This is a genomic window from Streptomyces sp. NPDC015125 (assembly GCF_043080045.1).
Classification (GTDB): domain Bacteria; phylum Actinomycetota; class Actinomycetes; order Streptomycetales; family Streptomycetaceae; genus Streptomyces.
In genome coordinates this window covers 53,678-73,227 of record NZ_JBIBVF010000032.1, presented here as the reverse complement: position 1 = coordinate 73,227, position 19,550 = coordinate 53,678, and the positions used below count along the sequence as shown (strand labels likewise).

The window sequence follows — 19,550 nt, the reverse complement described above, 5'->3', positions numbered from 1 at the left end:
GGTTCACCGGGGTGCCGGTCAGCGTGTGCGGGACCGGACACGCCTGGCCGTCGGTCAACCGCAGCCTCGGCACCACCGTCGCTGGCGTGGCCGCGAACCTGCGCCACTCCCTCGCGGGCGACCGGGGCGGGCCGGACCTCTGCACTCGCCTGGATGTCCATGCTGGTGGAGCACAGGTGGTTCGAGGCCGTAGCCCGCTGGCTGGAGGCCGGTCGCTGCCTGCGCCTCTACTACCGCAACCGCGCCCTGGCCCTCCTCGCCGCGGCCACCTGGCTCCCCTACGGCGACCTTCATCACTTTGCCCACCCCAGCGCGCGCTGGAACTACCGTCCTTCCTCGAACGGCACCTGGGCGAACCGCACTTCACGCCCGACGGGCGGTTCCTGGGCACCGGCCTCGCCGCCCGGCGGCACTTCGCTGCACTCCAGGCCCTCCCCCCGCACAACGACTCCGGCGCGGCCGGCCCGTGCCGTCTGACCGACAACAAAAAAGCTGCCCGAACCTGCATTCAGGTCCGGGCAGCCCTCTATGTCCGTCGGGGTCAGCTCTCGTTCGGGTTCTTGCCGACCAGCGCGGTCAGCAGCTCCACGATCTGCGCCTGGTTGCGGTCCATCTTCGCTTCAAGGGCGTCGAAGCGGGCGTTGACCGAGGTGAAGCCGTCCCGGACCTCGCGTCGGAGCGCGGCCTGTCCCTCGATCACGGCCGCGAAGTTGCCACCTGCCTGTACCTGCAGCGCTTCGACGCGATCGTCGACCGCCACGACACGGCGGGTCAGCGCATCGAGCTCGTTGTGCGCGATGGGGTCCTCAGCCACGCGGTGCGCTCCTGCCAGGTCATAGGAATCAGCGGTCATCAGGCTCTCCACGGTATCGCGCCCGCCAAGACCCGTACTCACTCATTCAGCCCAGGACGCCATTGCTGGTCCGCGAGGGCTTCCAGTACCGCTCCACAGCTGGGGCGGGTGTTCGCCCTGTTCGGCCGCAGCGGCCGCGGCGCAGGAGGCGTCGTGTAGCCGCCGTGTTCTTCTCGGCGGGCGGCAGCAGGAGCGTGGTGGCAGCGCCTCGCCCGCTCGGCGAGGTCTTCGCCGTGTCGGAGTGGGTCGCCGGCGGGTTCTATCGCTCGTCGGTGACCGTCGGCTGGCGGGCTCGATGCTGTCAGTGGAAGCCCAGCATCCCGGGTGAGTCGATGTCGACGGTGACCACGCCGGGCGGGTAGGCGTCCTCGTTGCCGGTCAGCAGGATCGACATGCCGGTGAACTCGGGGCGCGGCAGGGCGCAGTACAGGGCGTGGCAGGTGTCGGGGCTGCCGTAGCCGTCGCGGATCATGGTGCCGACACTGACCGCGGCTGTGGTGTCGAGGGCGTCGACGACGACGGAGGAGAAGGCGAGAACGCGCTGTGAGAGGTCCTCGTCGCCGGCTTCGGCCTGGGTCAGGCACAGGGCGGGGACGTTGAGGTGTTCGCCGGGCGTCTTGGCCATGTTGCCGGCCAGGAGGTTCAGCGTTTTGTGGCCGCCGGCGAGCGCGCTGACGGCGCTGGTGTCCAGGATGATCACGCTGCGGTGCCCCCGGCGGCCCGGACCTTCTCGGCGGCGATCTTGTAGATGTTGCCCAGCACGTCGGGTGCTTGCTCGAACTCTTCGTCGGGGATGTCCACGCCCATCATGCGGCGGACGACCTCCCGATCCGCGGCCAGCCGCTCTGCCCGCTGGGCCGCGGTCGGCTGCTCGGCGGCAAGCGCTTCCACCAGCTGCCCGATGCTCACGCCGCGCTCCTTGGCGAGCTCGGCAAGGTGATCACGGGTCTCCCGCTGCACCTGAATCGTCGTCGATGCCATAGGTAGACTATAGGGGCACTACAGCGCTGGCGGGCGCGACCGCCGCAGAACCTGCCGGGACGCTGCTCACGCGGGCGCCCGAGCGGGCGGCCATCCCGTCGCCGGCGCTTTGCCGCGCTATCGCCGCGGTGATGGCCGGGTCCATCTGGGACAGCGACGCAGCTTCGCGGTGCGCCTCGATCGCGCGGCGGTAGCCGTCCGGCGGCGCACGGCGCTCCACCGGAGCGTTGGGCGTCGCCGGCTGCAGCTCCGGCGGCCGCCGTGGCGGGTCCGGTCTGCACGGGGGCGGGCGGCAGGACGTGCAGGGTGTGGACGGTCGCGCCGGGGACCTCGCGGTGGCGGCCGCGATCACGACGCACCGACGGCACGGGGAACCTGCCGCCACACAGTTCGTTGGGACGGATATGGCAGCCAAGAAGGACCCCGCCGCCCGCCGAGCCCGCGAGGCCGCGCGCCGCGCCGCCGCAGCTGAGCGAATCGGCCCGCGCCGCATCAAGGCGCCCCGCCCGCGAACCCTCTACAGCCTCAACCCACCGGGCCTCTACTACCAGGAGTGGAATAAGCCGACCGGTACGGATGAGGAGGTGATGGGCAAGGTGATCGAGACGTTCGGGACCGACTCCGGCGAGGCAGCCACCATGCGCCTCCTGTTGGAGTACCGCGGGATCTACGGCCCGCACATCCCGCTCGCAGCTGCTGGCCATCTCGACGTGATCCTGGAGGACACTGACCTCGCCGACGACCTCACCGAGTCGATCGGCTCTACGGCAGACGACGTCCGAGAATCGCTGCACTCCCTGCACGCGCAGGGCACGCTCCTTGTCGCGGACGACGGATCCCTGTGGATGACCATCCCCCCCGGCACCCCGTACTCGGCAGCAGGAGGCCAGTGGGCGTTCGTGGAACAAAAGGTGGCGGCACCAGCCGACTGATCGTCCCGCGCGCGCCAGCCGGGAGCCGTAGCCACCCTTTCGGCGTACGCCAGACAGGACTCGAAGATCACCGCGAGGATGGCGGGATGCATACACAGCTGCAGTTCAAGGCGTGGTTCACCGACCCCGATCCGGACGCCGATCCCGACGACGAAGTCAGCCGGCGGGTTGTGGGGTGGCGGGAGTCGGATGGCGCCGCGATGGTGCTGGACGCGAAGACCGGCCGCGTGGTGGCGGCAGTGGAGCAAGAAGGGTTCAAATCCGTAGAGGAGGCTCTGGATACGCACCCGCTGGGCGTCGTGCCGGGCAACGGCTGGCGGATCACCCAGAACGGCACGGGGCCCGTAGGCGGTCCCGCGCGCCCTGTGGCGGCCTTCCTCGTCTATGCGGATCACGTCGTGCCGGTGGTGAACCTCCCGGGCAGCGGCGACCACAGCGGGGCTTGGAAGGCCCGCGGGTGGCGACTTCTAGACCCGGACAGCTAGGAACGCACGGGGCCCTCGGACCAGCTGTCCGGGCCCCCTTCCCCCTCCGGGCCTTACTGAGTGTCAACTGCGGGGAGCGCGCACCTCGATGCCGCCCGGATTCGTCTTCCTCTTCCCACCATCAGCCCTGCCCTATCAGTCGCCTGAGTCGGGTCGTGGCCCGTCTGAAGGCCCGGAAACGCAAGAAGGCCCGTACCCCTACGACGTGGCGGGGGTACGGGCCTTCAGCGTGCGGCAGCTAGACCGGCCTCATGGCGGTGACGCCCTCCTGGTCATAGCAGGGCGGCGATCAGGGCAGCGGCGAGGGCGATGAGCGAGACTCCAGTGACGTCGCCGGCGAGCCTCAAGCCCCTGTACTTGCGCTTGGCGATCCGGGAGAGGTGGATGACGTGCCTGGCCCGGTCGCCTGGGTTCCGTAGATCTTCGACCACCGCTTCGGGGGTCGCGCACAGCGACCAGTAGAGGTAGGAGCCGCGGGCGGCTCCTGAGAGGCGTGGGCGGACGACGACCAGGACGACGAGCATCGCGGTGACCAGGCCGATGGCACCGATGCCGACGAGGGCGGCGGAGAGTCCGGGTAAGGGGTGGCCGGGGACGGCGGCGACCAGCGCGGCCAGCGGGAGGCTGAAGGCGGTGAGCAGTACCCCGCTTTTGGCGTCGGTGCGGGAAATCTCCGCCAGGACGGTGGTGGTGGCGGCGTCCAGGCGGGTGTCGATGTCGGTCACTGGTTTCCTTCGTTGGTGGTGGTCCAGGTCCAGGGCTGGGGGTCGGCGGCCGCGCAGGCGGCTGCTCGCCCGAGGCGGGCAGCTACTTCGGCGTACGCCTTCGTGAGGTGGCGGTGGGCAGCCGCGCGGCGCAGGAGGCTCGCGAGCAGCGCGGCCTGGTCGGTGGCGAGGGTGTGCTCGCTGTCGCCGGCGTCATCGAGGAGCCGGGTCAGCGGCGGGGAGTCGGCAGCGGGGAGCGCGCCGCGCACGTACTGCCCGAGTTCACGTAGCTGGCGGACTGGGATCTGTTCTTGGCCGTAGAAGTCCGATCCGTGGCTGACGATGACGTGTGTGGTCACAGCTGGTCCCCCTTGGGCGGGGCGGGCAGCTGGTCGGTCTGCGGCAGGCTTCCGGGGTAGGCCAGTGCCGCGTCTGCCGGATCGGTGTTGTCGCCGCAGGGGCAGCGCGGGTCGTCCAGGCGCTGGCGGCCGAGATGGCCGTTGCCGCCGCATGCGACGCAGCAGCCGTCTGCGCCCGGGTCCAGCGCCCACTTGTGCCCGCAGCGTCGGCAGCGGGCACAGGGGGCGGTGTCGTCGGTGTGAGGGATGGGCAGGTCGAAGTCCTCGACGTCGGCGATCTGGCAGCTGGGGCAGAAGCGAGGCGCCGGGCCGGGCGGGAGGGGGCCGTCCAGGAGCGCGATGACGTGGGCGCCCAGGTCCCACGCTTCCGCGCTGGCGCGGATGTCCAGGCGGGAGATGACGGCCTGGATCTCAATGCTTTGGCGCCGGGAGACGTCGACGGCGGGCCGCAGCTGCTCCAGCTCCTCTGTGAGGCGGCATTCGGTTGTGTCGGCGCGGCGCTTCTCGGCCGCGGCCCGGTCGTGGAGTTCGTGGATTGAGCGGTGGAGTTGGCGGAGCCGGGTGGTGCTGATGAAGCGGAACATGTCGGTCCTTGGGTCAGGTGTTGAGCCGGATAAGGGGGATCAGCGGCCGGCAGGTGCGTGGCCGGGGGTCACGATGCGTGGTGGCTGGCGAGCGAGCGGGGGTCAGCCGACGCTGATCTCCGCCGGGGGCGTGGAACGGCCCAAGCGGCGGGGCTGCGGGGCCGTTTCAGGGGGTGTGAGGATTTGATCTGTCTGAACTGTTTCCGCAGGTGGTTATCCGTTCCTTGACCTGTGGCCGACCCGTCGCCGATCTGTCCCGGGGGACGGATCACGACGGATCAGCGACAGGTCGCGGACAGGTCAGCAGACAGATCAGCGCGTGCTGGTGTCGGTGACGCTGTGTGCTATTCGGCGAGGGAGTCGAGGGCTGCTTCGACGTCCTCGAGGAGGTAGCCGGAGGGTGGGTTGTCCTTGTCGAGGTCGGTTCGGCGGACTGTCTTGAGGGTGTTGATGCCGTCCTTCTTCAGCTCCCGGGCGATCCTTTTGGCGCCTTCCCGGCGGCGGTCTGCGGGCTCCCTGCCATCCCATTGACGCCACTCGGGGCCGAGGGGAGCGAGGTGGTCCAGGACCTGATCGGTGAGCAGGAAGTCGGGATCTTCAGCGGCCTCGAACGCCTCTCGAATCGCCCGCAGCATCGGCGGCAGATCGACCAGTCCGGCGGACTCGGGCTCCTCGTCGTCCGGCTCGGCGACCATCTTCAGCAGCTCGGGCCACGGCACGTAGTGGAGGTACTCCTCTTCCTCGTCGCCGAACTTCAGGCCGGGCGGGTTCGGCGAGTTGAGTGCGGCGTCGACCGATGCCTGGTCGACGTCGACCAGGCCGGCGGCCAGCCGCTCGGCCGCGCGTCGGCCTCCTTCGTCGTCGGGGATGTAGTGCCACTTGTGGAGCATCGGGTCCTCGGACAGGCCAGGCGCCCCCACGATGTACGTCCTGGCGCAGTGATTGAGCTCGCGGCCGGATTTCGGGCGTAGCCGGTGCGGCAGGTATCCGAAGTCGGCCGCGCCGCCTCCCAGGGCCTGGGTGGTGTCCACCGCCCGGCAGGCGCCGAGGATTTTGAGGGCGGGGTGTTCGGCGATGTTGCTGCCCAGGAGCTCCTTGGTCGCGCCTTGTGCGGCGAAGATGATCCAGATGCCTTCCTTCCGGCCGACCAGCATCAGCTCGGCGATGATCTGCTTGCTGCGCTTGGTGAGTTTGGGGAACTCCTCGACGTAGACGATGACCGCAGGATGCTCGGCGGTGCAGCGCCAGGTGTCGCCCATGCCGAGTTTGCGGCGGATGCGGGCACGGCCAGTGGCGAGCCGGTAGAGCGATAGCAGGGCGAACTCGATGTGGATCGGGTTCGTCGCGTTCAGTTTGATCGCGTCGGAGAACTGGCCGGGGCCGTCCCCGGAGGGGTCCAGGAACGCCGTGACCGCGTTGTGGGCGGCGGTGGTCCAGTCGAGCAGGTCCCGCATGATCGTGGACTTGCCGCCGCCGGAGCGGGCGATCACCTCGCCCATCAGCTCGGCGAGGGAGAAGCTGAGGTCGCTTCCGTCCGCGCTCATCCCGAACACGCCGGCGTCGTTGATGTCCACCGAGTGCGGCGCCCGGTAGGGCGGGGGCTTCATCTCGCCGAACAGGTCACCGGTGACCAGCCGCAGCAGGGCCTCGGCGGTGCGCTTGCGGTTGAGCTCGACGATGACGTCGCCGTCGCCGACGTCGAACCGGGTCTCCAGGTCACCGAGCTTGTCGGCGATGGCGCCCGGGGTGCCCTCTGCTACCCGGACCACCACCTCCCAGCCCCACGGGTAGGACACGGCTTCGCCGACGTGGGCGAGTGGAACGCCTTCGACACGCAGCGCCCTGCGGAAGCACTCGGTGGCCATCGCGGTGCTGGTCACGTCGTGGATGGGGAAGGGCTTGCCGTCGTCGCCGGGGAAGAGTCCGCCGGTGCCGGCCGCGCCCTGCCCAGGCGTGTTCTGAGCGTCCGAGGTCGGACCGGCCGGGGCGTCCGCCGCGGTCTCTGCGGCCGGCTCCGTCTGCTGTGCGGTGCCGGTTGCGGACGGGCGGCCGGTGCTCAGTTCGTAGGCCAGGGGCGGCACTTCGGGCAGTTCGCGACGCCAGCCGGGAAAGCGGCCTTTGGCCCATGCAGCGGCGGCGATGCCGGCGGCGGTGAGCACGGGCAGCATGCCGCCGATGCTCACCTCGGCCCAGCCGATGGCCAGGCCGAGGGCGGCCGTGGCGATCCGGCGGCGGTTGGCGGTGCGGCGACGGTGACGCTTCAGCTCAGCGTCCGTTGGCTCGTGGTGGCCGGCGTAGAGCTGTTGCTCGGCCTTGCGGGCCTGCTCGCGCCAGGAAGCGGACTCCGTACGCAGGGCGGCGGCCCGTTTGCGAGCGTGCTCAGAGTCGTCCTGGGCGGCGGAGTCGAGCCGGTCGGCCTGCTTGTCCAGCTCGGTGACCCTCTCCTGCAAGCGCTCGGTCTCGTCGCGCTGGCGGGCGAGCCAGGTGTTGTACCGGCGGTTGAGGAGGTCGGCGCGCAGGTGGGCGGGCGTTTCCTGGGCGGCGCTGAGCCAGGCGCCGCGCTCGCCCTTGAGCACCCCGGCGCCGGTGCGCAGGGCCGCGGCCTCGCGGCGGGCCAGGCCCCATGTGCCGGTGGCGAGACGGGCGGCCAGGCCGGGCCGGGAGTGCCCCTGGTCAGTGGTCTCGCCCGGCTTCGGGCCGTCGTTGGTGGTGCCCGGCCCGGGCTGGTCGTCGGTGAGGAACTCGCCCTCGGATTCGAGGTCGATGATGACGCGGTCGGGCAGGTGGGCAGTCACGAGACTCTCCAGTCGAAGCAGTGCGGGTGTGGTGGGCCGGGCGGTGACGGCCGCCCACGACCGCGGCCGCGCGGGTGCGGTCGTGGGCGTGGGCGACCGATGGCGTCCGGACCGGGAGTTAGGCGATGCTGCCGACGAGGTCGGCGCCCCAGGAGTTGGCGGCCGGGATGACGAGTGAGGCGAACCAGCCGCCGAGGGTGGCGGACAAGCCAAGCAAGACGCCGCAGACGATTCCTTGGCGCATGTGCGGCTTGGCCTTCTTCGGGATCGCCTTCCAGGCGCCGAGGATCGCCACGGTGACCAGCAGCAGGATCAGGTTGCCCTCGCCGGTCAGTGCGGCCGTGTTGCTGCGAGCGGCGAGGCCGGTCTCACCGCCGGTGGCGCCCCACATGGCCAGTGACCCGGCGCCGTTGCCCAGCCAGGTGATGGCGCCGGTCGTGAAGCCGATCAAACCGGAGGTGGTGGCGGTGGCCAGGCCGCCGTAGCCGACCCCGGCGGCCAGCGGGATCAGATCCTTGGCGTCCTGGAGGATATCGCCGGGCTTCTTGATGTGGGCGACCGCGAACCGGGCGAGGTGCCAGGTCGGGATTCCCATGCCGACGAGCAGGCCGCCGATGGTCAACGAGCCGACGGGGATGTTCATGATGGGGTGACCTCCGGTCAGGAGTACTGGAAGGGCAGGGAAGCGAGAATGCGGTCGCCGAAGTGGTTGACGGCCGGGATGAGCGTGAGGGCGGCCAGGCCGGAGGCCCCGCCGATCAGCCCCACGCTGGAGCCGACGAGCGCGCCGGCGGCGATCTGTCGGCGCATCTGGTTGTCGCAGCAGCGCCAGGTGAGCAGGACGACGACCAGGAGCAGCGTCGTGGTGACGCCGCCGCCGGCGGTCATGCCGGACGGCGCAGCCTGGGGCAATAGCTGGGTGCCGGTGTCGCCGGAGGCGGCGTTGCCGAGCGGGTTGGTGACGCCGGTGACCAGGCGGCGGGCGGCCCAGCCGAGCAGTCCGCCGGAGCACAGGGCACCGAGCAGGCCGATCAGCAGACCGCCCCCGATGGCCGCTGCAGAGGGCGCCTGATGACCGGTGCACCACCAGCGGATGAGGGTGAACACCAGTACCGCGACGGCCAGGGCGAGGCCACCGAGGGACAGCTGAGCGGGCGTCACGTCACACCCCCGTGACGATGTAGCCGTACATGTGCAGACCGGCCCCCGTGACCACGCTGGAGGCGAGCAGGTTGCAGGTCAGCGCCCGGACCAGCCACGAGCGGCCGCGGTGGCGCAGCTCCAGGAGGCCGGTCACGGCCAGGGCGGCCATCATCACGCCGTACTCGTCGCCGAAAACGGTGTTCAAGACCGTGCTGGTCGCCGGAACCAGGAACAGGCCCGCCACCAGGGCGGAGGCGTTCCACGCCGGGTGCAGGCGGCCGATCCGGAACCGCCCCTGCTCAGCGGGGGCCGACGGGGCGAGCGGGTAGTAGTGGTTCGTGACATAGGTGACCGATGCGGGAGGCGCTGTGGTCGCTATGCCGCCGCCCGGACCGTCGGCGGGCGGAGGGGGCGGAGGGACGGTGGGCGGACCGCTGGAAGGCGGTGGGTTGCCGGACCACTGCGGCGGCAGGAACGGCCCGGGCGGGCTGGACGGCGGCGGAGGTTGCGTTCCGCGGTCGGTGCGCTCCGTGGAGAGCTCCACCATGAGCGGGTCGATCTCAATCGGCTGGTCAGCCATCGGTTTTCTCCTGCGTGGTCTGGGGGGCCTCGCAGGAGTGCTGGGCGGCATCGGCGCTGGGGGCGCCGTGCTGTACGTAGTGGTGGAGCCTGGCCCGCACACTCAGCTCGGCGGCGTCCACGGCGGCCGGCCCGGCGGGCGCGGACGGGGAGGGGCTGGCGGGCCGGAACCCGGCGGGCAGCCCCGCAGGCACAGCTTCGGGCTGCGGGGCGGACAGGAGCGGGCCGGGCAGCCGAGTGCGGGTGGCCGGGCCGCCGGTGGCGGCGAGGCGGCGCAGATGCTGCAGGCGACGGGGACGGCGGATCAGCAGGCAGGCAAACAAGGCGTCTCCGGGCAGGGGGAAGGGGCGGGCCCGCCTCCTCGAGGCGGGGCCGCAGCGGCGTCGGGTGGATCAGGTGGCGCGGTTGCGGGACAGGGAGCGGGCTTTGGCACGGGAACTGGCCTTCGGCATCTCCATGCGGAACCCGCACGACGCGGTCAGGGGGCAGGTCGCACAGGTGGTGGCGGCCTCGATCCGGTCGGTCAGCGGCGCGCGGGCGCTGGCGGCCCGGTCGAACAGGGCCACATCCGACCGGCAGGCCGCCGTACCGGTGCTGGTGGGCGTGACGGTGGCGACCGCGGCCCGTGTGCGGCGGTCGCGGCGCGCGGCCTCGGTCTTGAGGTCCTTGCTCACCGCCGCCACCAGCTCCCGCGGTTGTGGCGGGCCCGCTCGGCGTTCTCCCACGCCTGACCCTCGCGGTCGGCCGCGGTCGCACTGCGGTGGTGCCCCTCGCGGCGCCTGCGGGCAGCCCGCTCGGAGGCCGACTCCCGGTTGCTGTAGGTCGTGGCCGCCAGCTTCTCGTCGTTGCCGATGAGGCCGAAGAACGCCATCAGCTGTCCCCCTTCTTCTTCGGCTTCGGGGTGCCGGGGACCGGCCTGGGCTCGGTCTTGTAGTAGCCGCCGCGGGAGGGCTGGTAGGTCGTCTCGAAGCGGGGGTCGGGCCGGCTTCCGGGCGAGATGGGGATGGGGCGCAGTGGCATGCTGAATCAGCTCCTGAATGGGAGAGACCGTGCGGCGGCCGGGCCCTGGAAAGCGGGTCGCCGCACGGTCAGTTGGAAAAGGCCGCGTGCCCGGCCGGGCCCTGGAAAGCGGGCCGGGCACGCGGGGCCGCCTGGCGGCCGTGGCCGGCCCCACACCCGCACCGTCGGGGCGCGGTTGGGGCCGACATCGGTCGGCAGGAGCAGTTCGGTGGTTCGCCGAACCGGTCAGTGGTTCGCGGTTCGTAGTTCGCGGCGAGGGTGCGAGTGTGTTCCGTCTCAGGCGAGGCGAGCGACAGGTTCGCGAACCCGTCGGCCGAACAGGTTCGGCCGACTGCCCGGCAACGCAGACGGGGCGCGGTTCGCGAACCGGTCCGGCGTCCCGTCCTCACCCCGCCCAGTCCGTAATGGTTCGGCGAACTGGTTCGCGGGTTCGCCGCACCGCGGGTTCGCGCAACCGGGTGCGAGGTTCGCGAACCGGTCCGCTCACGCGCTGGCGTACAGCTCACGCGCCGCCTTCAGTCGTTCGTGGGCGGTGGTCTTCGCCATTCCGGTTCGCTCCATGACGACGGGCAGGCGAACCTCGTCGTAGCCCAGTTCGCCGATCAGTGCGAGCACTTCGCGAACCTGCTCCTCCTGCTCCATCTGCTGGCGCTCCCTCGGCGTGGGGTTCGCGGACCTGGGTGAACCGGGTTCGCCGCCCGGTTCGCGAACCGGTTCGCGCTGCGGGGCCTCCAGTTCGCCCTTCATAGCCAGTTCGCGAACCTGCCGGGAGGAAGGTGCGGCTTCCTCCAGCAGCGAACCGGTTCGACGAACCGGTTCGACGAACCGGGTCAGGCTCACTCGGAACGCTGGAACGTGCGCGGGGCCAGCCGAACCGGAGACCGGGAGCACCCGGTACGAGGACGGCAGGGGCTGACCGCCGCGCGCCGCCTTCAGGGTGTCCTTGCGGGCGATCTCGGTATCGGCCGCAGCCCATGCCCGGTCCAGCGTGGTGAGCGTGGAGTCGGTGATCGCCATGGACCACGCCGTGAACGAATGACGGAAGTAGCGCACCCAGCGGATCAGCCCGATCCGCGGCCGGGCCTTGGCGGCCTTGCCCGCATCCCGCAGGGCCTTGCGGTGCAGGAGGGAGGCGTACAGCTCCCACAGCACCATGCCGACGATGCTCATCGTCGCGAAGGAAACCGCGGACTGTGTGGGCGTCCCGTCCTTGGCGCAGTGGTGGGCGTAATTCATCGCGGCCGCGCCGCCCGCGAAGATCCACGTGAAGACCCGGTAGAGCAGGCCGCCGTCGCCGGCCTTGCGGGCCTGGTGGTACATCCAGCCCGTGAAAGCCGTGGTCAACTCCCACGCCGCCGCGAATCCGACCGCGAAGACGGTGGCCCACTTGAACTCGGTCTTCGCGTAGTCCATCTGCGACCACCAGGCCACCGCCATCGGCGCCAGGATCGGCCCGGTGACCAGCACCCGGCGGGCCTGATCGGCCGACAGGCGTCGGCACCAGGCCGACAGCCGTCCCATCCGGTCCGACCACGACGAGCGGCCCTCGCGCTGCTGGGCCTTGCGCGCGGCGGCTGCGTCACGGCGCCGGGTGCGGGCGGTGTGCTTGAGCTCCTTGCGGGCCAGGCGCTGCTCGGTGCGGTTCGTCGCCCGGCGCAGCTCCTTAGCGGCCTGGGTCGCGGCGGCGTCGGCTTCCTGCTGCTGGTCGGCCGCCTCCGTCATCTGAGCCTGGGCCTGCTGCAGCAGATCCTCGGCCTGCGTTTTGGTGGCGTCGGCGCTGTGCTGGGCGTCCTTGAGCAGCCGCTCGGCCTCGGCCTTCGCGGCCGCGCGGGTGCGCTGAGCGTCGTCGGCCGCCTCGGTGCGCTGCCGCTCGGTGTCCTCTTCGGCCAGGCGACGCAGCCGCTGCGCCGATTCCTGGGCCGCTGCCTTCTCCCGCTGCGCGTCCTCGACAACCGTGCGGGCCTGGGCGGTGAGGCGGTCGGCTTCTGCCTGGCCGGCGGTGCGCAGACGCTGCGCCTCGGCGTCGGCCGCCGACCGGATCTCGCCGGCCTGGCTCTCGCCCTGTGCCCGCAGCTGATCGACCTCGTCGCGCGCCTGGACGCGCAGCTCGTCGGCCTCGCTCTGCGCCTGAGCCCGGACGGCGTCGCCTTCGCTGTGCGATGCGGCCAGATGCTGCTCGGCCTCGGTGCGGGCGCGCTCCAGCTCCGCTTCCGCCTCGGTCCGCAGACGGCCGGCATCCTCAGCTGCACGGGCCAGGTCAGCAGCGGCATGTTCCTGGGCGTCAGAGATCAGCTTCTGCGCCTGATCCTCACCGCGCTGCTCGATCGCCGTCGCGGCACGGGAAGCATGGGCGCGGTGCCGGGCCGCGGCCGCACGGGCGGCGGTGACGGTGGCCTTCGCCTGGAGGCGGGCCTGCACCCGGATCTCCTGCGCCTCCTGCCCCGCATCCTCGGTGGCCGTACGCAGGCGGCGGCCGGCTTCCTCAGCGGCCTCCGCGAGGAGCTGCCGGGCCTGGGCCTTCGCATCCCGGCGCACCCGCCGGGACTGGGCGCGGGCCTGCTCGGTCAACTCCTCGGCGCGCGTTCGGGCACCGGTGACCAGCTCCTGTGCCCGGTCGGTGGCGTGCTGCTGGATCGCAGCCGCGGCCCGCTCGGCGCGGCTGCGGTGCCCGGCGGCGGCCGCACGGGCCGCGACGGTGGTGTCCTTCGCACCGCGCAGAGCCGCGTCGTGGATCGCCTCGGCGTCGTGGACGGCGTCGGCTCGCGTGCCCTCGGCAGCGGCGGTGGCCTCGCGCAGCCGACGGCCGGCCTCCTCGGACACCTCGGCCAGGACCTGCCGGGCCTGGGCACGGGCTGTCCCGGTCACCTCCGCAGCCTGCACCTGCCCCCGGCCCACGGCCTGGGCGGCCTCGCGACGGGCGGCCTCGCGGGCGAGGTCGCAGTCGTCGGCGGCCCGGTCCCGGACATCGGCGGCGCTCTCGAACGCGACGTCGTGCAGGGTGGTGGCGGTCTCGTGCGCCAGGTCCACGATGTCAGCGGCCCGGTCGTGGGCATCCGCGTCACGCTGGGCAGCCGTGCCGATGAGGCCGGCAGCGGTGTGCCGGGCGCTGTCGATGAGGTCGGCGGTGCGGTCGCGGCGGTCTGCGGCCTGCGCGTCGGCCTCCGGCCACACGACGGGCGCCACCGGCAGGGCGGCCGGTGCGGGCGGGCGCCGCGCCGATGCCGGTGCCGTCCTCTTTGTTGCGGCGGTCGTCTTCTTCGCCGTCTTCTTGGCGGGCGGCTTGTTCTTGGTGCGGGTCGCGGTGCGCGCGGCCATGCCCTTTCCTTTCTTCGTGCAGCGGATGGACGGCTGTCCGGCTCCCATGGCTCGGCCCCTCCCGGTCGTGCGGTGGGAGGGGCCGAGCAGGCAACCGTCAGACGCAGTGCGGTCGGTGGTTGTCAGTTGCGCTGGGCGGGCAGCGCGGCGGCGTTCTGCGGGAGGTGCTGGCGCAGCCAGGCGACGGCGGCCGGGCTCATCGCCCCGGCGTCCGCCTCGGCAAGCGGTGCGGTGTCGATGTCGGCCATCGCGTCGGCCGGCGGGAGCAGCCGCAGGTAATCGGGGTCGACCCCGCCGACGAACCGGTTGCCGCTCAGTTCGACCAGGTCGACCAGGACCTTGCCGGTGCCGGCGTGCCGCCAGCTACGTTCCACCTGGGCGACGAACGTGTGGTTGGGCTGCCCCTGCCAGAACCGGTGGGCGTCGCGGTAGAGGACGAAGTCGCCGTGGGCGTAGGCGGTCTGCGGCCGGGTGGCCGTTCCCTGGAGCTGCTGGCTCATGTGATCTCCTCGTGTCAGTGGACCGGCACCGGGGCCGGTGGATCTCCGGACTGTCCGGCTCCCCACCGCCCTGCCCGTGCCGTCACGAGGACCGACGCGGGCAGGGGGAGGCAGTCGGCAGGCGGGAGGCGTCAGCGGACCCAGCGGCCGTCACGGATGAGGACGGTGCCGTCCTTGAGGGTGAGGTCGGTGACGAAGGACGACGGCGAGGTGCCGTCCAGCGCCCGCCGGGTGAAATCGGCCGCCCACAGGTCATGGCCGTCACGGTTGCCGAACAGACGGACCGTGGTGTCGAAGGCGGGCTCCAGCGCGGCAGCGGCGTTCTCGGCCCGCGACTCGTACGGAAAAATGAGCGTGCCGCACGAGTCATTCAGGCCGATCAGGAACAGCTCGCGCAGCTCGAAGTCGCGCAGGTCCAACACGCTGAGCACCGGCTCGGTCGAGCCGGTGGTGTAGACATCGTTCGGGTGGCTCTTCACCCAACGACTCGTACCGAAGCGGCTCATGTCAAAGGTCATCGTGGCTCCGTTTCAGTTCAGAAGGGTCGGTCCGGCTAGCTCGCTCTACTGGCGGCCGGCCTGCGACGGAATGGCCTGCGGGACGTCGGCGACCATCTGGATCTGCGTGATCGTCCAGCCAGCGGTGCCTGACGGGGCGGTCAGTCAGCTCTTGCCGCGCAAGTTGATACGCACCCGCGAAACGGGCTTCGCGGGCTGGTCGCTGGCCGGGCTGCGCTCACCGAGGTTGATGCGCACCCGGGAGACCGGCTTGTCCGTGCTGCGGTCCTTCTTCATGGCGCTCCTTTCGGAGTCCGGACTGTCCGGCTCCCCACCGCCCTGCCCGTCGCCGACGGGCAGGGGAGGCAGCCGCCAGGCCAGCTACTCGTCGGCCGCCGGGTCGTAGTGATCCGCGATGGTCAGCGGGGTAATGACGTAGCCGGTGGGCTCCGGCACCCCGCCCCGCCCGAACAGGTGCGCCTCGACGGGGCTGAGCGAGTCGTCCAGTTCGTCGGCGAGCCAGACCGGCAGCGCGCCGGGCTCCTCGCGTCCGAGCAGGTCGCTGACGTGGGCGCGGGCCGCCTCGGGAGTGCTGTAGTGCCCCAGCGGCAGGGCCCCGTGGGAGGGCCGGTAGACGGTGACCTCCGGGAGCGCGACGGTCGTGTCCTCCCGCTCCCAGGCGGTGCAGTGGGTCTGCACGCCCCGGCCGTCCTGGACGGTGATCGCCCATCCGGCGTCCCAGCCGATCACGGCCAGCGCAGCCGGTCCGTAGTGGATGCCGGCGACGCGGTAGACGGTGTCCCAGTAGGCGTTGTGGTAGATCCCGCCGATCACGCGCGGGCCGACCGCGGTGGCGAAGACCTGGCGGGCCTCGTCAGCGGACAGACGGGTCTGCCCGGCCGGAGCCGAAGTCGGCTGGGCGGGCGGGAGGTTGGGGTTTTCCATGGCGATGTCCCTGTGAAGGTGCGTGTGGGTGGAGGTCGCGGACCCAGTGGCCGGCCTCCCACGCGCCCGCCGCCGCCGAACTTGCGGCGGCGAGCAGTGTGAGAGCCAGCGGGTGAGCGAGTCCGTGACGCATAAGGGCCCGCTCCGCCAGCTGCTGGGCGGCGCGGGCACGGCGTATCGGGTGGTCGGGCACGGGCTCCTGCCGGGTGGTACGGACCGCAGCGCGGTGACCTCGGCCGCCGAGCGGCTGGCCTTCCGCGCCGCGGGAAAGGGCTGCGGTCGCTACTGGCGGCCGGAGCCGCCGCAGGACCCGCAGCTCGCGCGGTAGGTACCGGAGCCGGTGCAGACGGTCTCGCCCTGCCCCGTCCCCCCACAGGAGCTGCACCGAGCGGGTGCGGGTGTGCTCATCGGGCCACCTCCGAGCACCGGCAGCGCCAGTAACCGCACAGACCGCAGGCGTCGTCGAGCAGCTTCAGCAGGTTCCTCATGCCGCGCACCCCGTCCTCGAGGTCTGCTCGCCGCCACGGGCGGCGTCAGCGCGGGCGGCGATACGGGCGTCGCCCTCGGCCACCAGGCGCAACAGGAGGGTGTTGAGGCGGTGCACCTGGTCGGCCTGCTGGGCGCGGTGGGCCTTCCAGGCGGTCAGGCGCCGGTAGGCAGCGTCGGTTTCGTCACGCTCGTATCCGCGTTCCTCGTCGTCGCTGTGGGTCCGCTCAATCTCGTCGAGCAGGCCGTTGCGCGGCCGGATGATCACGGATGAGATGCTGTGTGCCATCAGGTCCTCCTTGAAAGGTCCTGGTACTGACAGCCCCCGGTCGCACCCGGGGGCTGTCGCCGTGTGGCTGCTCGGACGAGCAGCCCCGTGCGTCCTCCCGTCCACGGGGATGGGAGGACGCACGGGGCAGTTCGTAGAAGCGCGTGGCCCCGGACATTGCCGGGGCCACCGTTCACTGGCGCTGTGGTCGTTCGTCGCCGTGTGCAGGTCAGGCGGCTGACGTGACCGCAGTCTTCCGCGCGTACCGCTTGCCCAGCTCGGCCTGACGCCGGTCGTGCGCATCCACGTCCTGCGGCGCCAGCGGAACGCCGGGGCCGTCGGTAGGGGCGTCGCCGTCGGGGAGCTGCGTACGCCGGGCGTCAGCGGCCCGGGTAGAAGGGAGGACCGCGTCCCACTCCCCCGCCCGCTTGGCGGGCAGTTCCTGGGAGCGACGCTGTTCGGCGTCCTGGAGCAGCCGCTCGTACGCCCGGCGGACCGGACGCATCCTCGGCTCGTCCCGCACGGCCTGAACGTGAGCGCGGGCCAGGCGGGCGCCGTCGGGGCAGTGCCTGCGGCCGGTGCACATCACGCAGCTCTTGCGGTGCCCGTCGTACTTCTCGAACGTCGAAGAGGGCGTGGGCAAGGACGGGACCACCTTCGCCGCGGGCGGCGCCACCACGGTGGTCATCCGCTTCACGCGGGTGGTGTGCCGGGAGCCCGGGTTCATGCCCTGGTCCTGGCGGCGGTCGGCCAACTTGTCGTAGCGGGCCTGCCACTGCTCGGGGGTGATGTCGAACTGGATGCGCTGGCCACTGCCGAGGCAGCGGGGCACATACTCCTCGACCCCGGAGCCGGTCTTCTTGGGCTTGTTGCTGTCCATGGTGATCCGGTGCGGCTTCACCATGCTGCGGCGGATCGCCCGCCACCGGCCGCAGTCACCGCACACGATGGTGCGCTGCTCGCCGTCACGCAGGTTGATCAGGTCGGGGCGGATCTTGCTCGCCAGCAGCGGCTTCCGGCCGTTGTCCTTCATGGTTTCCCCTCCGTCGGTTGCGTTCTCCGCCCACCACGGACTTACAAGGGCCGTGGCGGACGGGCAGCGCAACTGCTGTCGGGCTGCGCCCGCAGAGAGCCGGCCGAGGATCTCGTTGTTCGTCACTCGGCACCCATAGCTCAATGCGGTGCTGCGCTCTTCGGTTGTGGACCACCCCCGAAGAGGCAGTGACTCCTGCTGTCTTGCGGTGGTGCGGTCCTACGTCGTCGCTGTTGGCGCCTCACCGGCGACCAACCGTGTCGACGTGGATAACCTAACCAGTACATTGACTACCGTGTCAACCAGGTTGGGCAGGCTATCTATCCGAGCGAGGTGGCTCTACGATGTGGCTCATGACGGACGAGGCCATGCAACCCTTTGAGCGCATCGCGCAGGATGTGCGCGATCAGATTCGACTCGGGCAGCTCAAGCCCAGCGACAAACTGCCGAGCACCAGAGTGCTGGCGAGCAAGTACGCCGTCGCACCCGGCACAGTGCAGCGCGCTTTCGCCGAGCTTCGACGGGATGGAGTCATCTACTCCCACACGGGTCGCGGGAGCTTCATTCGCGAGAACGCCCTTGACGCGCTTGCTGACCCAACTGCGCAGGCCATCAGGCGCCTCGAGGAGCAGGTCGCCGATCTGATCGCACGACTCGAACGTGTCGAGCAGAAGCAGGGCAGCGGGTCGGCACAGCCCTGAGCCCGACCATGACGCCGTACTGCCTCGTTCTCCGGTAGTGGCAAGCACGGCGCCCCCGTTCGTCATCGGCATCATTTCGACGGAGATCAGCTTCGGGGTCGCGGGCATCTCGGCGAGATGTCCCGGCGTGGAAGGGGTGTCGCAATAGCGTCGCAGCAGGGCTCTTCCTGCCTGGCAACAGGCCGTCATAGGGGTGTGTAGTGATCGCAGTTGAGCAGTGGACAGGCGAGGAGGCACTGCTGTTGCGATCGGTAATGCGCGCGTCGGTGCGAGGATTCGCCGCTCACCTCGGGATCAGCCCGCGGACGGTTTCGCACTGGCAGAGGAACAGGACCAGTGTGTGTCGGCCGCAGATGGCGCAGATCCTCGATACGGCACTCATCCAGTGCACCCCCGAGGAGCAGGAGGCATTCCGCCTGCGCCTGGCAGCGCTCCGCCGCCCCGCCGTCGCGCCCGCGGGCGCCGATACTCCACAGCCGACGCCTTGCACCGTCGTCTCCCACAAGTTCCTGCCGGCCTACGTAGGCGAGCAGATCGCTCCCCTGTACGCCGTCGGCGCTCCCACGCCTTCCGGCCCAGGAGGCTTGGAGCGACGGACGCTTCCGGCCGGACACCACTCGGCCCAGTCGTCGGCGGTCCACCTCTACGGGTGTGGCGTCGCCGTCGTGCACCTGGAAGAGCATCACCGTGTCGAATCGCTGACCGATCTGGCGGTGTGGCGGTACCGCACGTATCTGCAGGAACCCGCCTGGGCGGGCAAGCAGATCACGCAGCTCATGAAACTCCATGCTGTAGAAGCGCCCACTCACGAGGTGCCCGCGCCGCAGTATGTGCTGTCGGTCTACGAACTCCGCCAGAACTCCTGGATGGGCACGGGTCTGGACACCGCGCTGCAGCTCCTGGCTACACCCTCCGTCCTGGTCAACCGCCAGGACCCGGAGAACGTCATCTCGCTGGGGCCGGACGTCGAAGCCGCCAAGTTCCGCGAAGGCTGGTCGCACGCCGAGGCTGTCCCCTTCGGAGGCGGCGTATCGCAGGGTGTCGCCGGATGGTCCGGAGTCTCCTACCACCCGCAGCCGGATGAGCGCGCCCTCACGACGAGTCAGATCGTCGCTCTGGAGCTGGATGTCCAGGCGTTGTGGGCTCTGTCCTCCCACGTTCTGCACACCATCGAGGACGGCCACGACCCGGTGATGCCTCCCGAGTACGGCTGGCGGTTTCTCCGGAGTGCCTACTACCGGCTCACAACCGCGCGTCCCACCGAGACAGCTCAGCACCGCGTGATGCGCGAAGCAATCTTGACCACGAGCGAACTCCCCGATCGGCTTCGCGCCGCTCAGGACGCCCTCCGAGACAGCAATCCTTGATGG

27 protein-coding genes are annotated in these 19,550 nt (G+C 71.0%); 6 read left to right on the top strand and 21 right to left on the bottom strand.

Annotated elements, in window-relative coordinates; genetic code table 11:
* Window positions 1–153: 153 nt before the first annotated feature.
* On the top strand, window positions 154–477 hold the full coding sequence (locus ACF088_RS39135; protein ID WP_392380753.1) for a hypothetical protein: 324 nt from the start codon (window positions 154–156) through the stop codon (window positions 475–477).
* A 64-nt stretch (window positions 478–541) separates the two neighbouring features.
* On the opposite strand, the gene ACF088_RS39130 is transcribed toward ACF088_RS39135, so the two are convergent.
* The 3 genes from ACF088_RS39130 to ACF088_RS39120 all read right to left on the bottom strand — a co-directional run bounded on the left by ACF088_RS39130 (window position 542) and on the right by ACF088_RS39120 (window position 1,834).
* Entirely contained in the window at window positions 542–814 is a 273-nt protein-coding gene (locus ACF088_RS39130; RefSeq protein WP_392380752.1) for a hypothetical protein, read from the bottom strand.
* A gap of 340 nt (window positions 815–1,154) precedes the next feature.
* The gene (locus ACF088_RS39125; protein WP_392380751.1) at window positions 1,155–1,553 is read right to left on the bottom strand and encodes a hypothetical protein; all 399 of its coding nucleotides are present in this window, start codon (window positions 1,551–1,553) and stop codon (window positions 1,155–1,157) included.
* Complete coding sequence (locus ACF088_RS39120) at window positions 1,550–1,834, bottom strand: hypothetical protein (RefSeq protein WP_392380750.1); 285 nt, start codon at window positions 1,832–1,834, stop codon at window positions 1,550–1,552. The genes ACF088_RS39125 and ACF088_RS39120 overlap by 4 nt, the downstream gene beginning before the upstream one ends.
* 404 nt (window positions 1,835–2,238) lie before the next feature.
* Here ACF088_RS39120 and ACF088_RS39115 point away from each other — a divergent pair, with 404 nt between their 5' ends.
* Window positions 2,239–2,766 (top strand): hypothetical protein, encoded by a 528-nt coding sequence (locus ACF088_RS39115; RefSeq protein ID WP_392380749.1) that lies wholly within the window; start codon window positions 2,239–2,241, stop codon window positions 2,764–2,766.
* A gap of 86 nt (window positions 2,767–2,852) precedes the next feature.
* Window positions 2,853–3,251: a hypothetical protein gene (locus tag ACF088_RS39110; RefSeq protein WP_392380748.1), complete on the top strand. Its 399-nt coding sequence runs from the start codon at window positions 2,853–2,855 to the stop codon at window positions 3,249–3,251.
* Between the two features lie 272 nt (window positions 3,252–3,523).
* On the opposite strand, the gene ACF088_RS39105 is transcribed toward ACF088_RS39110, so the two are convergent.
* The 16 genes from ACF088_RS39105 to ACF088_RS39030 all read right to left on the bottom strand — a co-directional run bounded on the left by ACF088_RS39105 (window position 3,524) and on the right by ACF088_RS39030 (window position 15,692).
* Window positions 3,524–3,976 (bottom strand): Pycsar system effector family protein, encoded by a 453-nt coding sequence (locus ACF088_RS39105; RefSeq protein WP_392380747.1) that lies wholly within the window; start codon window positions 3,974–3,976, stop codon window positions 3,524–3,526.
* On the bottom strand, window positions 3,973–4,314 hold the full coding sequence (locus ACF088_RS39100) for a hypothetical protein (protein WP_392380746.1): 342 nt from the start codon (window positions 4,312–4,314) through the stop codon (window positions 3,973–3,975). Before ACF088_RS39100 ends, ACF088_RS39105 begins: the two co-directional genes overlap by 4 nt.
* On the bottom strand, window positions 4,311–4,898 hold the full coding sequence (locus ACF088_RS39095; RefSeq protein ID WP_392380745.1) for a hypothetical protein: 588 nt from the start codon (window positions 4,896–4,898) through the stop codon (window positions 4,311–4,313). The genes ACF088_RS39100 and ACF088_RS39095 overlap by 4 nt, the downstream gene beginning before the upstream one ends.
* Before the next feature lie 344 nt (window positions 4,899–5,242).
* Window positions 5,243–7,693 carry a hypothetical protein gene (locus tag ACF088_RS39090; protein WP_392380744.1) on the bottom strand — a complete coding sequence of 817 codons (2,451 nt, stop codon included), beginning with the start codon at window positions 7,691–7,693 and terminating at the stop codon, window positions 5,243–5,245.
* Between the two features lie 118 nt (window positions 7,694–7,811).
* A complete protein-coding gene (locus ACF088_RS39085) occupies window positions 7,812–8,336 on the bottom strand; it encodes a hypothetical protein (protein ID WP_392380743.1) in 525 nt (174 codons plus the stop codon).
* Window positions 8,337–8,353: 17 nt separating this feature from the next.
* Window positions 8,354–8,854 (bottom strand): hypothetical protein, encoded by a 501-nt coding sequence (locus ACF088_RS39080; RefSeq protein ID WP_392380742.1) that lies wholly within the window; start codon window positions 8,852–8,854, stop codon window positions 8,354–8,356.
* 1 nt (window position 8,855) lies between these two features.
* Window positions 8,856–9,416 carry a hypothetical protein gene (locus tag ACF088_RS39075; protein WP_392380741.1) on the bottom strand — a complete coding sequence of 187 codons (561 nt, stop codon included), beginning with the start codon at window positions 9,414–9,416 and terminating at the stop codon, window positions 8,856–8,858.
* The gene (locus tag ACF088_RS39070; protein WP_392380740.1) at window positions 9,409–9,738 is read right to left on the bottom strand and encodes a hypothetical protein; all 330 of its coding nucleotides are present in this window, start codon (window positions 9,736–9,738) and stop codon (window positions 9,409–9,411) included. Before ACF088_RS39070 ends, ACF088_RS39075 begins: the two co-directional genes overlap by 8 nt.
* 69 nt (window positions 9,739–9,807) lie before the next feature.
* Window positions 9,808–10,089, bottom strand: coding sequence for a hypothetical protein (locus ACF088_RS39065; protein ID WP_392380739.1), 282 nt, complete (start codon window positions 10,087–10,089; stop codon window positions 9,808–9,810).
* Complete coding sequence (locus ACF088_RS39060) at window positions 10,086–10,286, bottom strand: hypothetical protein (protein ID WP_392380738.1); 201 nt, start codon at window positions 10,284–10,286, stop codon at window positions 10,086–10,088. The genes ACF088_RS39065 and ACF088_RS39060 overlap by 4 nt, the downstream gene beginning before the upstream one ends.
* Complete coding sequence (locus ACF088_RS39055; RefSeq protein WP_392380737.1) at window positions 10,286–10,435, bottom strand: hypothetical protein; 150 nt, start codon at window positions 10,433–10,435, stop codon at window positions 10,286–10,288. Before ACF088_RS39055 ends, ACF088_RS39060 begins: the two co-directional genes overlap by 1 nt.
* Window positions 10,436–10,918: 483 nt before the next feature.
* A complete protein-coding gene (locus tag ACF088_RS39050) occupies window positions 10,919–13,750 on the bottom strand; it encodes a hypothetical protein (RefSeq protein ID WP_392380736.1) in 2,832 nt (943 codons plus the stop codon).
* A 122-nt stretch (window positions 13,751–13,872) separates the two neighbouring features.
* Window positions 13,873–14,250, bottom strand: coding sequence for a hypothetical protein (locus ACF088_RS39045; RefSeq protein WP_392380735.1), 378 nt, complete (start codon window positions 14,248–14,250; stop codon window positions 13,873–13,875).
* A 131-nt stretch (window positions 14,251–14,381) separates the two neighbouring features.
* Entirely contained in the window at window positions 14,382–14,768 is a 387-nt protein-coding gene (locus ACF088_RS39040) for a hypothetical protein (protein ID WP_392380734.1), read from the bottom strand.
* 144 nt (window positions 14,769–14,912) lie between these two features.
* Window positions 14,913–15,044: a hypothetical protein gene (locus ACF088_RS39035; RefSeq protein WP_392380733.1), complete on the bottom strand. Its 132-nt coding sequence runs from the start codon at window positions 15,042–15,044 to the stop codon at window positions 14,913–14,915.
* Window positions 15,045–15,128: 84 nt separating this feature from the next.
* Window positions 15,129–15,692, bottom strand: a complete 564-nt coding sequence (locus tag ACF088_RS39030) for a hypothetical protein (RefSeq protein WP_392380732.1) — start codon at window positions 15,690–15,692, stop codon at window positions 15,129–15,131.
* A 112-nt stretch (window positions 15,693–15,804) separates the two neighbouring features.
* Between ACF088_RS39030 and ACF088_RS39025 the strand changes: the two genes are divergently transcribed.
* Window positions 15,805–16,020: a hypothetical protein gene (locus ACF088_RS39025; protein WP_392380731.1), complete on the top strand. Its 216-nt coding sequence runs from the start codon at window positions 15,805–15,807 to the stop codon at window positions 16,018–16,020.
* Between the two features lie 156 nt (window positions 16,021–16,176).
* Here ACF088_RS39025 and ACF088_RS39020 read toward each other — a convergent pair whose 3' ends face one another.
* Both ACF088_RS39020 and ACF088_RS39015 read right to left on the bottom strand, forming a co-directional pair.
* Window positions 16,177–16,467, bottom strand: coding sequence for a hypothetical protein (locus tag ACF088_RS39020; RefSeq protein WP_392380730.1), 291 nt, complete (start codon window positions 16,465–16,467; stop codon window positions 16,177–16,179).
* Between the two features lie 208 nt (window positions 16,468–16,675).
* Window positions 16,676–17,479, bottom strand: a complete 804-nt coding sequence (locus ACF088_RS39015) for a hypothetical protein (protein WP_392380729.1) — start codon at window positions 17,477–17,479, stop codon at window positions 16,676–16,678.
* Window positions 17,480–17,832: 353 nt separating this feature from the next.
* Here ACF088_RS39015 and ACF088_RS39010 point away from each other — a divergent pair, with 353 nt between their 5' ends.
* Complete coding sequence (locus ACF088_RS39010; RefSeq protein ID WP_392380728.1) at window positions 17,833–18,180, top strand: GntR family transcriptional regulator; 348 nt, start codon at window positions 17,833–17,835, stop codon at window positions 18,178–18,180.
* 338 nt (window positions 18,181–18,518) lie between these two features.
* Window positions 18,519–19,547 carry an XRE family transcriptional regulator gene (locus ACF088_RS39005; protein WP_392380727.1) on the top strand — a complete coding sequence of 343 codons (1,029 nt, stop codon included), beginning with the start codon at window positions 18,519–18,521 and terminating at the stop codon, window positions 19,545–19,547.
* Window positions 19,548–19,550: the final 3 nt, after the last annotated feature.

Bases quoted from the DNA above. Each gene is read 5' to 3' on its own strand.
- ACF088_RS39035 (WP_392380733.1), bottom strand. From the start codon at position 15,044: ATGAAGAAGGACCGCAGCACGGACAAGCCGGTCTCCCGGGTGCGCATC.
- ACF088_RS39055 (WP_392380737.1), bottom strand. From the start codon at position 10,435: ATGCCACTGCGCCCCATCCCCATCTCGCCCGGAAGCCGGCCCGACCCC.
- ACF088_RS39110 (WP_392380748.1), top strand. From the start codon at position 2,853: ATGCATACACAGCTGCAGTTCAAGGCGTGGTTCACCGACCCCGATCCG.
- ACF088_RS39040 (WP_392380734.1), bottom strand. From the start codon at position 14,768: ATGACCTTTGACATGAGCCGCTTCGGTACGAGTCGTTGGGTGAAGAGC.
- ACF088_RS39115 (WP_392380749.1), top strand. From the start codon at position 2,239: ATGGCAGCCAAGAAGGACCCCGCCGCCCGCCGAGCCCGCGAGGCCGCG.
- ACF088_RS39060 (WP_392380738.1), bottom strand. From the start codon at position 10,286: ATGGCGTTCTTCGGCCTCATCGGCAACGACGAGAAGCTGGCGGCCACG.
- ACF088_RS39120 (WP_392380750.1), bottom strand. From the start codon at position 1,834: ATGGCATCGACGACGATTCAGGTGCAGCGGGAGACCCGTGATCACCTT.
- ACF088_RS39030 (WP_392380732.1), bottom strand. From the start codon at position 15,692: ATGGAAAACCCCAACCTCCCGCCCGCCCAGCCGACTTCGGCTCCGGCC.
- ACF088_RS39075 (WP_392380741.1), bottom strand. From the start codon at position 9,416: ATGGCTGACCAGCCGATTGAGATCGACCCGCTCATGGTGGAGCTCTCC.
- ACF088_RS39085 (WP_392380743.1), bottom strand. From the start codon at position 8,336: ATGAACATCCCCGTCGGCTCGTTGACCATCGGCGGCCTGCTCGTCGGC.
- ACF088_RS39015 (WP_392380729.1), bottom strand. From the start codon at position 17,479: ATGAAGGACAACGGCCGGAAGCCGCTGCTGGCGAGCAAGATCCGCCCC.
- ACF088_RS39095 (WP_392380745.1), bottom strand. From the start codon at position 4,898: ATGTTCCGCTTCATCAGCACCACCCGGCTCCGCCAACTCCACCGCTCA.
- ACF088_RS39050 (WP_392380736.1), bottom strand. From the start codon at position 13,750: ATGGCCGCGCGCACCGCGACCCGCACCAAGAACAAGCCGCCCGCCAAG.
- ACF088_RS39045 (WP_392380735.1), bottom strand. From the start codon at position 14,250: ATGAGCCAGCAGCTCCAGGGAACGGCCACCCGGCCGCAGACCGCCTAC.
- ACF088_RS39020 (WP_392380730.1), bottom strand. From the start codon at position 16,467: ATGGCACACAGCATCTCATCCGTGATCATCCGGCCGCGCAACGGCCTG.
- ACF088_RS39010 (WP_392380728.1), top strand. From the start codon at position 17,833: ATGACGGACGAGGCCATGCAACCCTTTGAGCGCATCGCGCAGGATGTG.
- ACF088_RS39135 (WP_392380753.1), top strand. From the start codon at position 154: ATGTCCATGCTGGTGGAGCACAGGTGGTTCGAGGCCGTAGCCCGCTGG.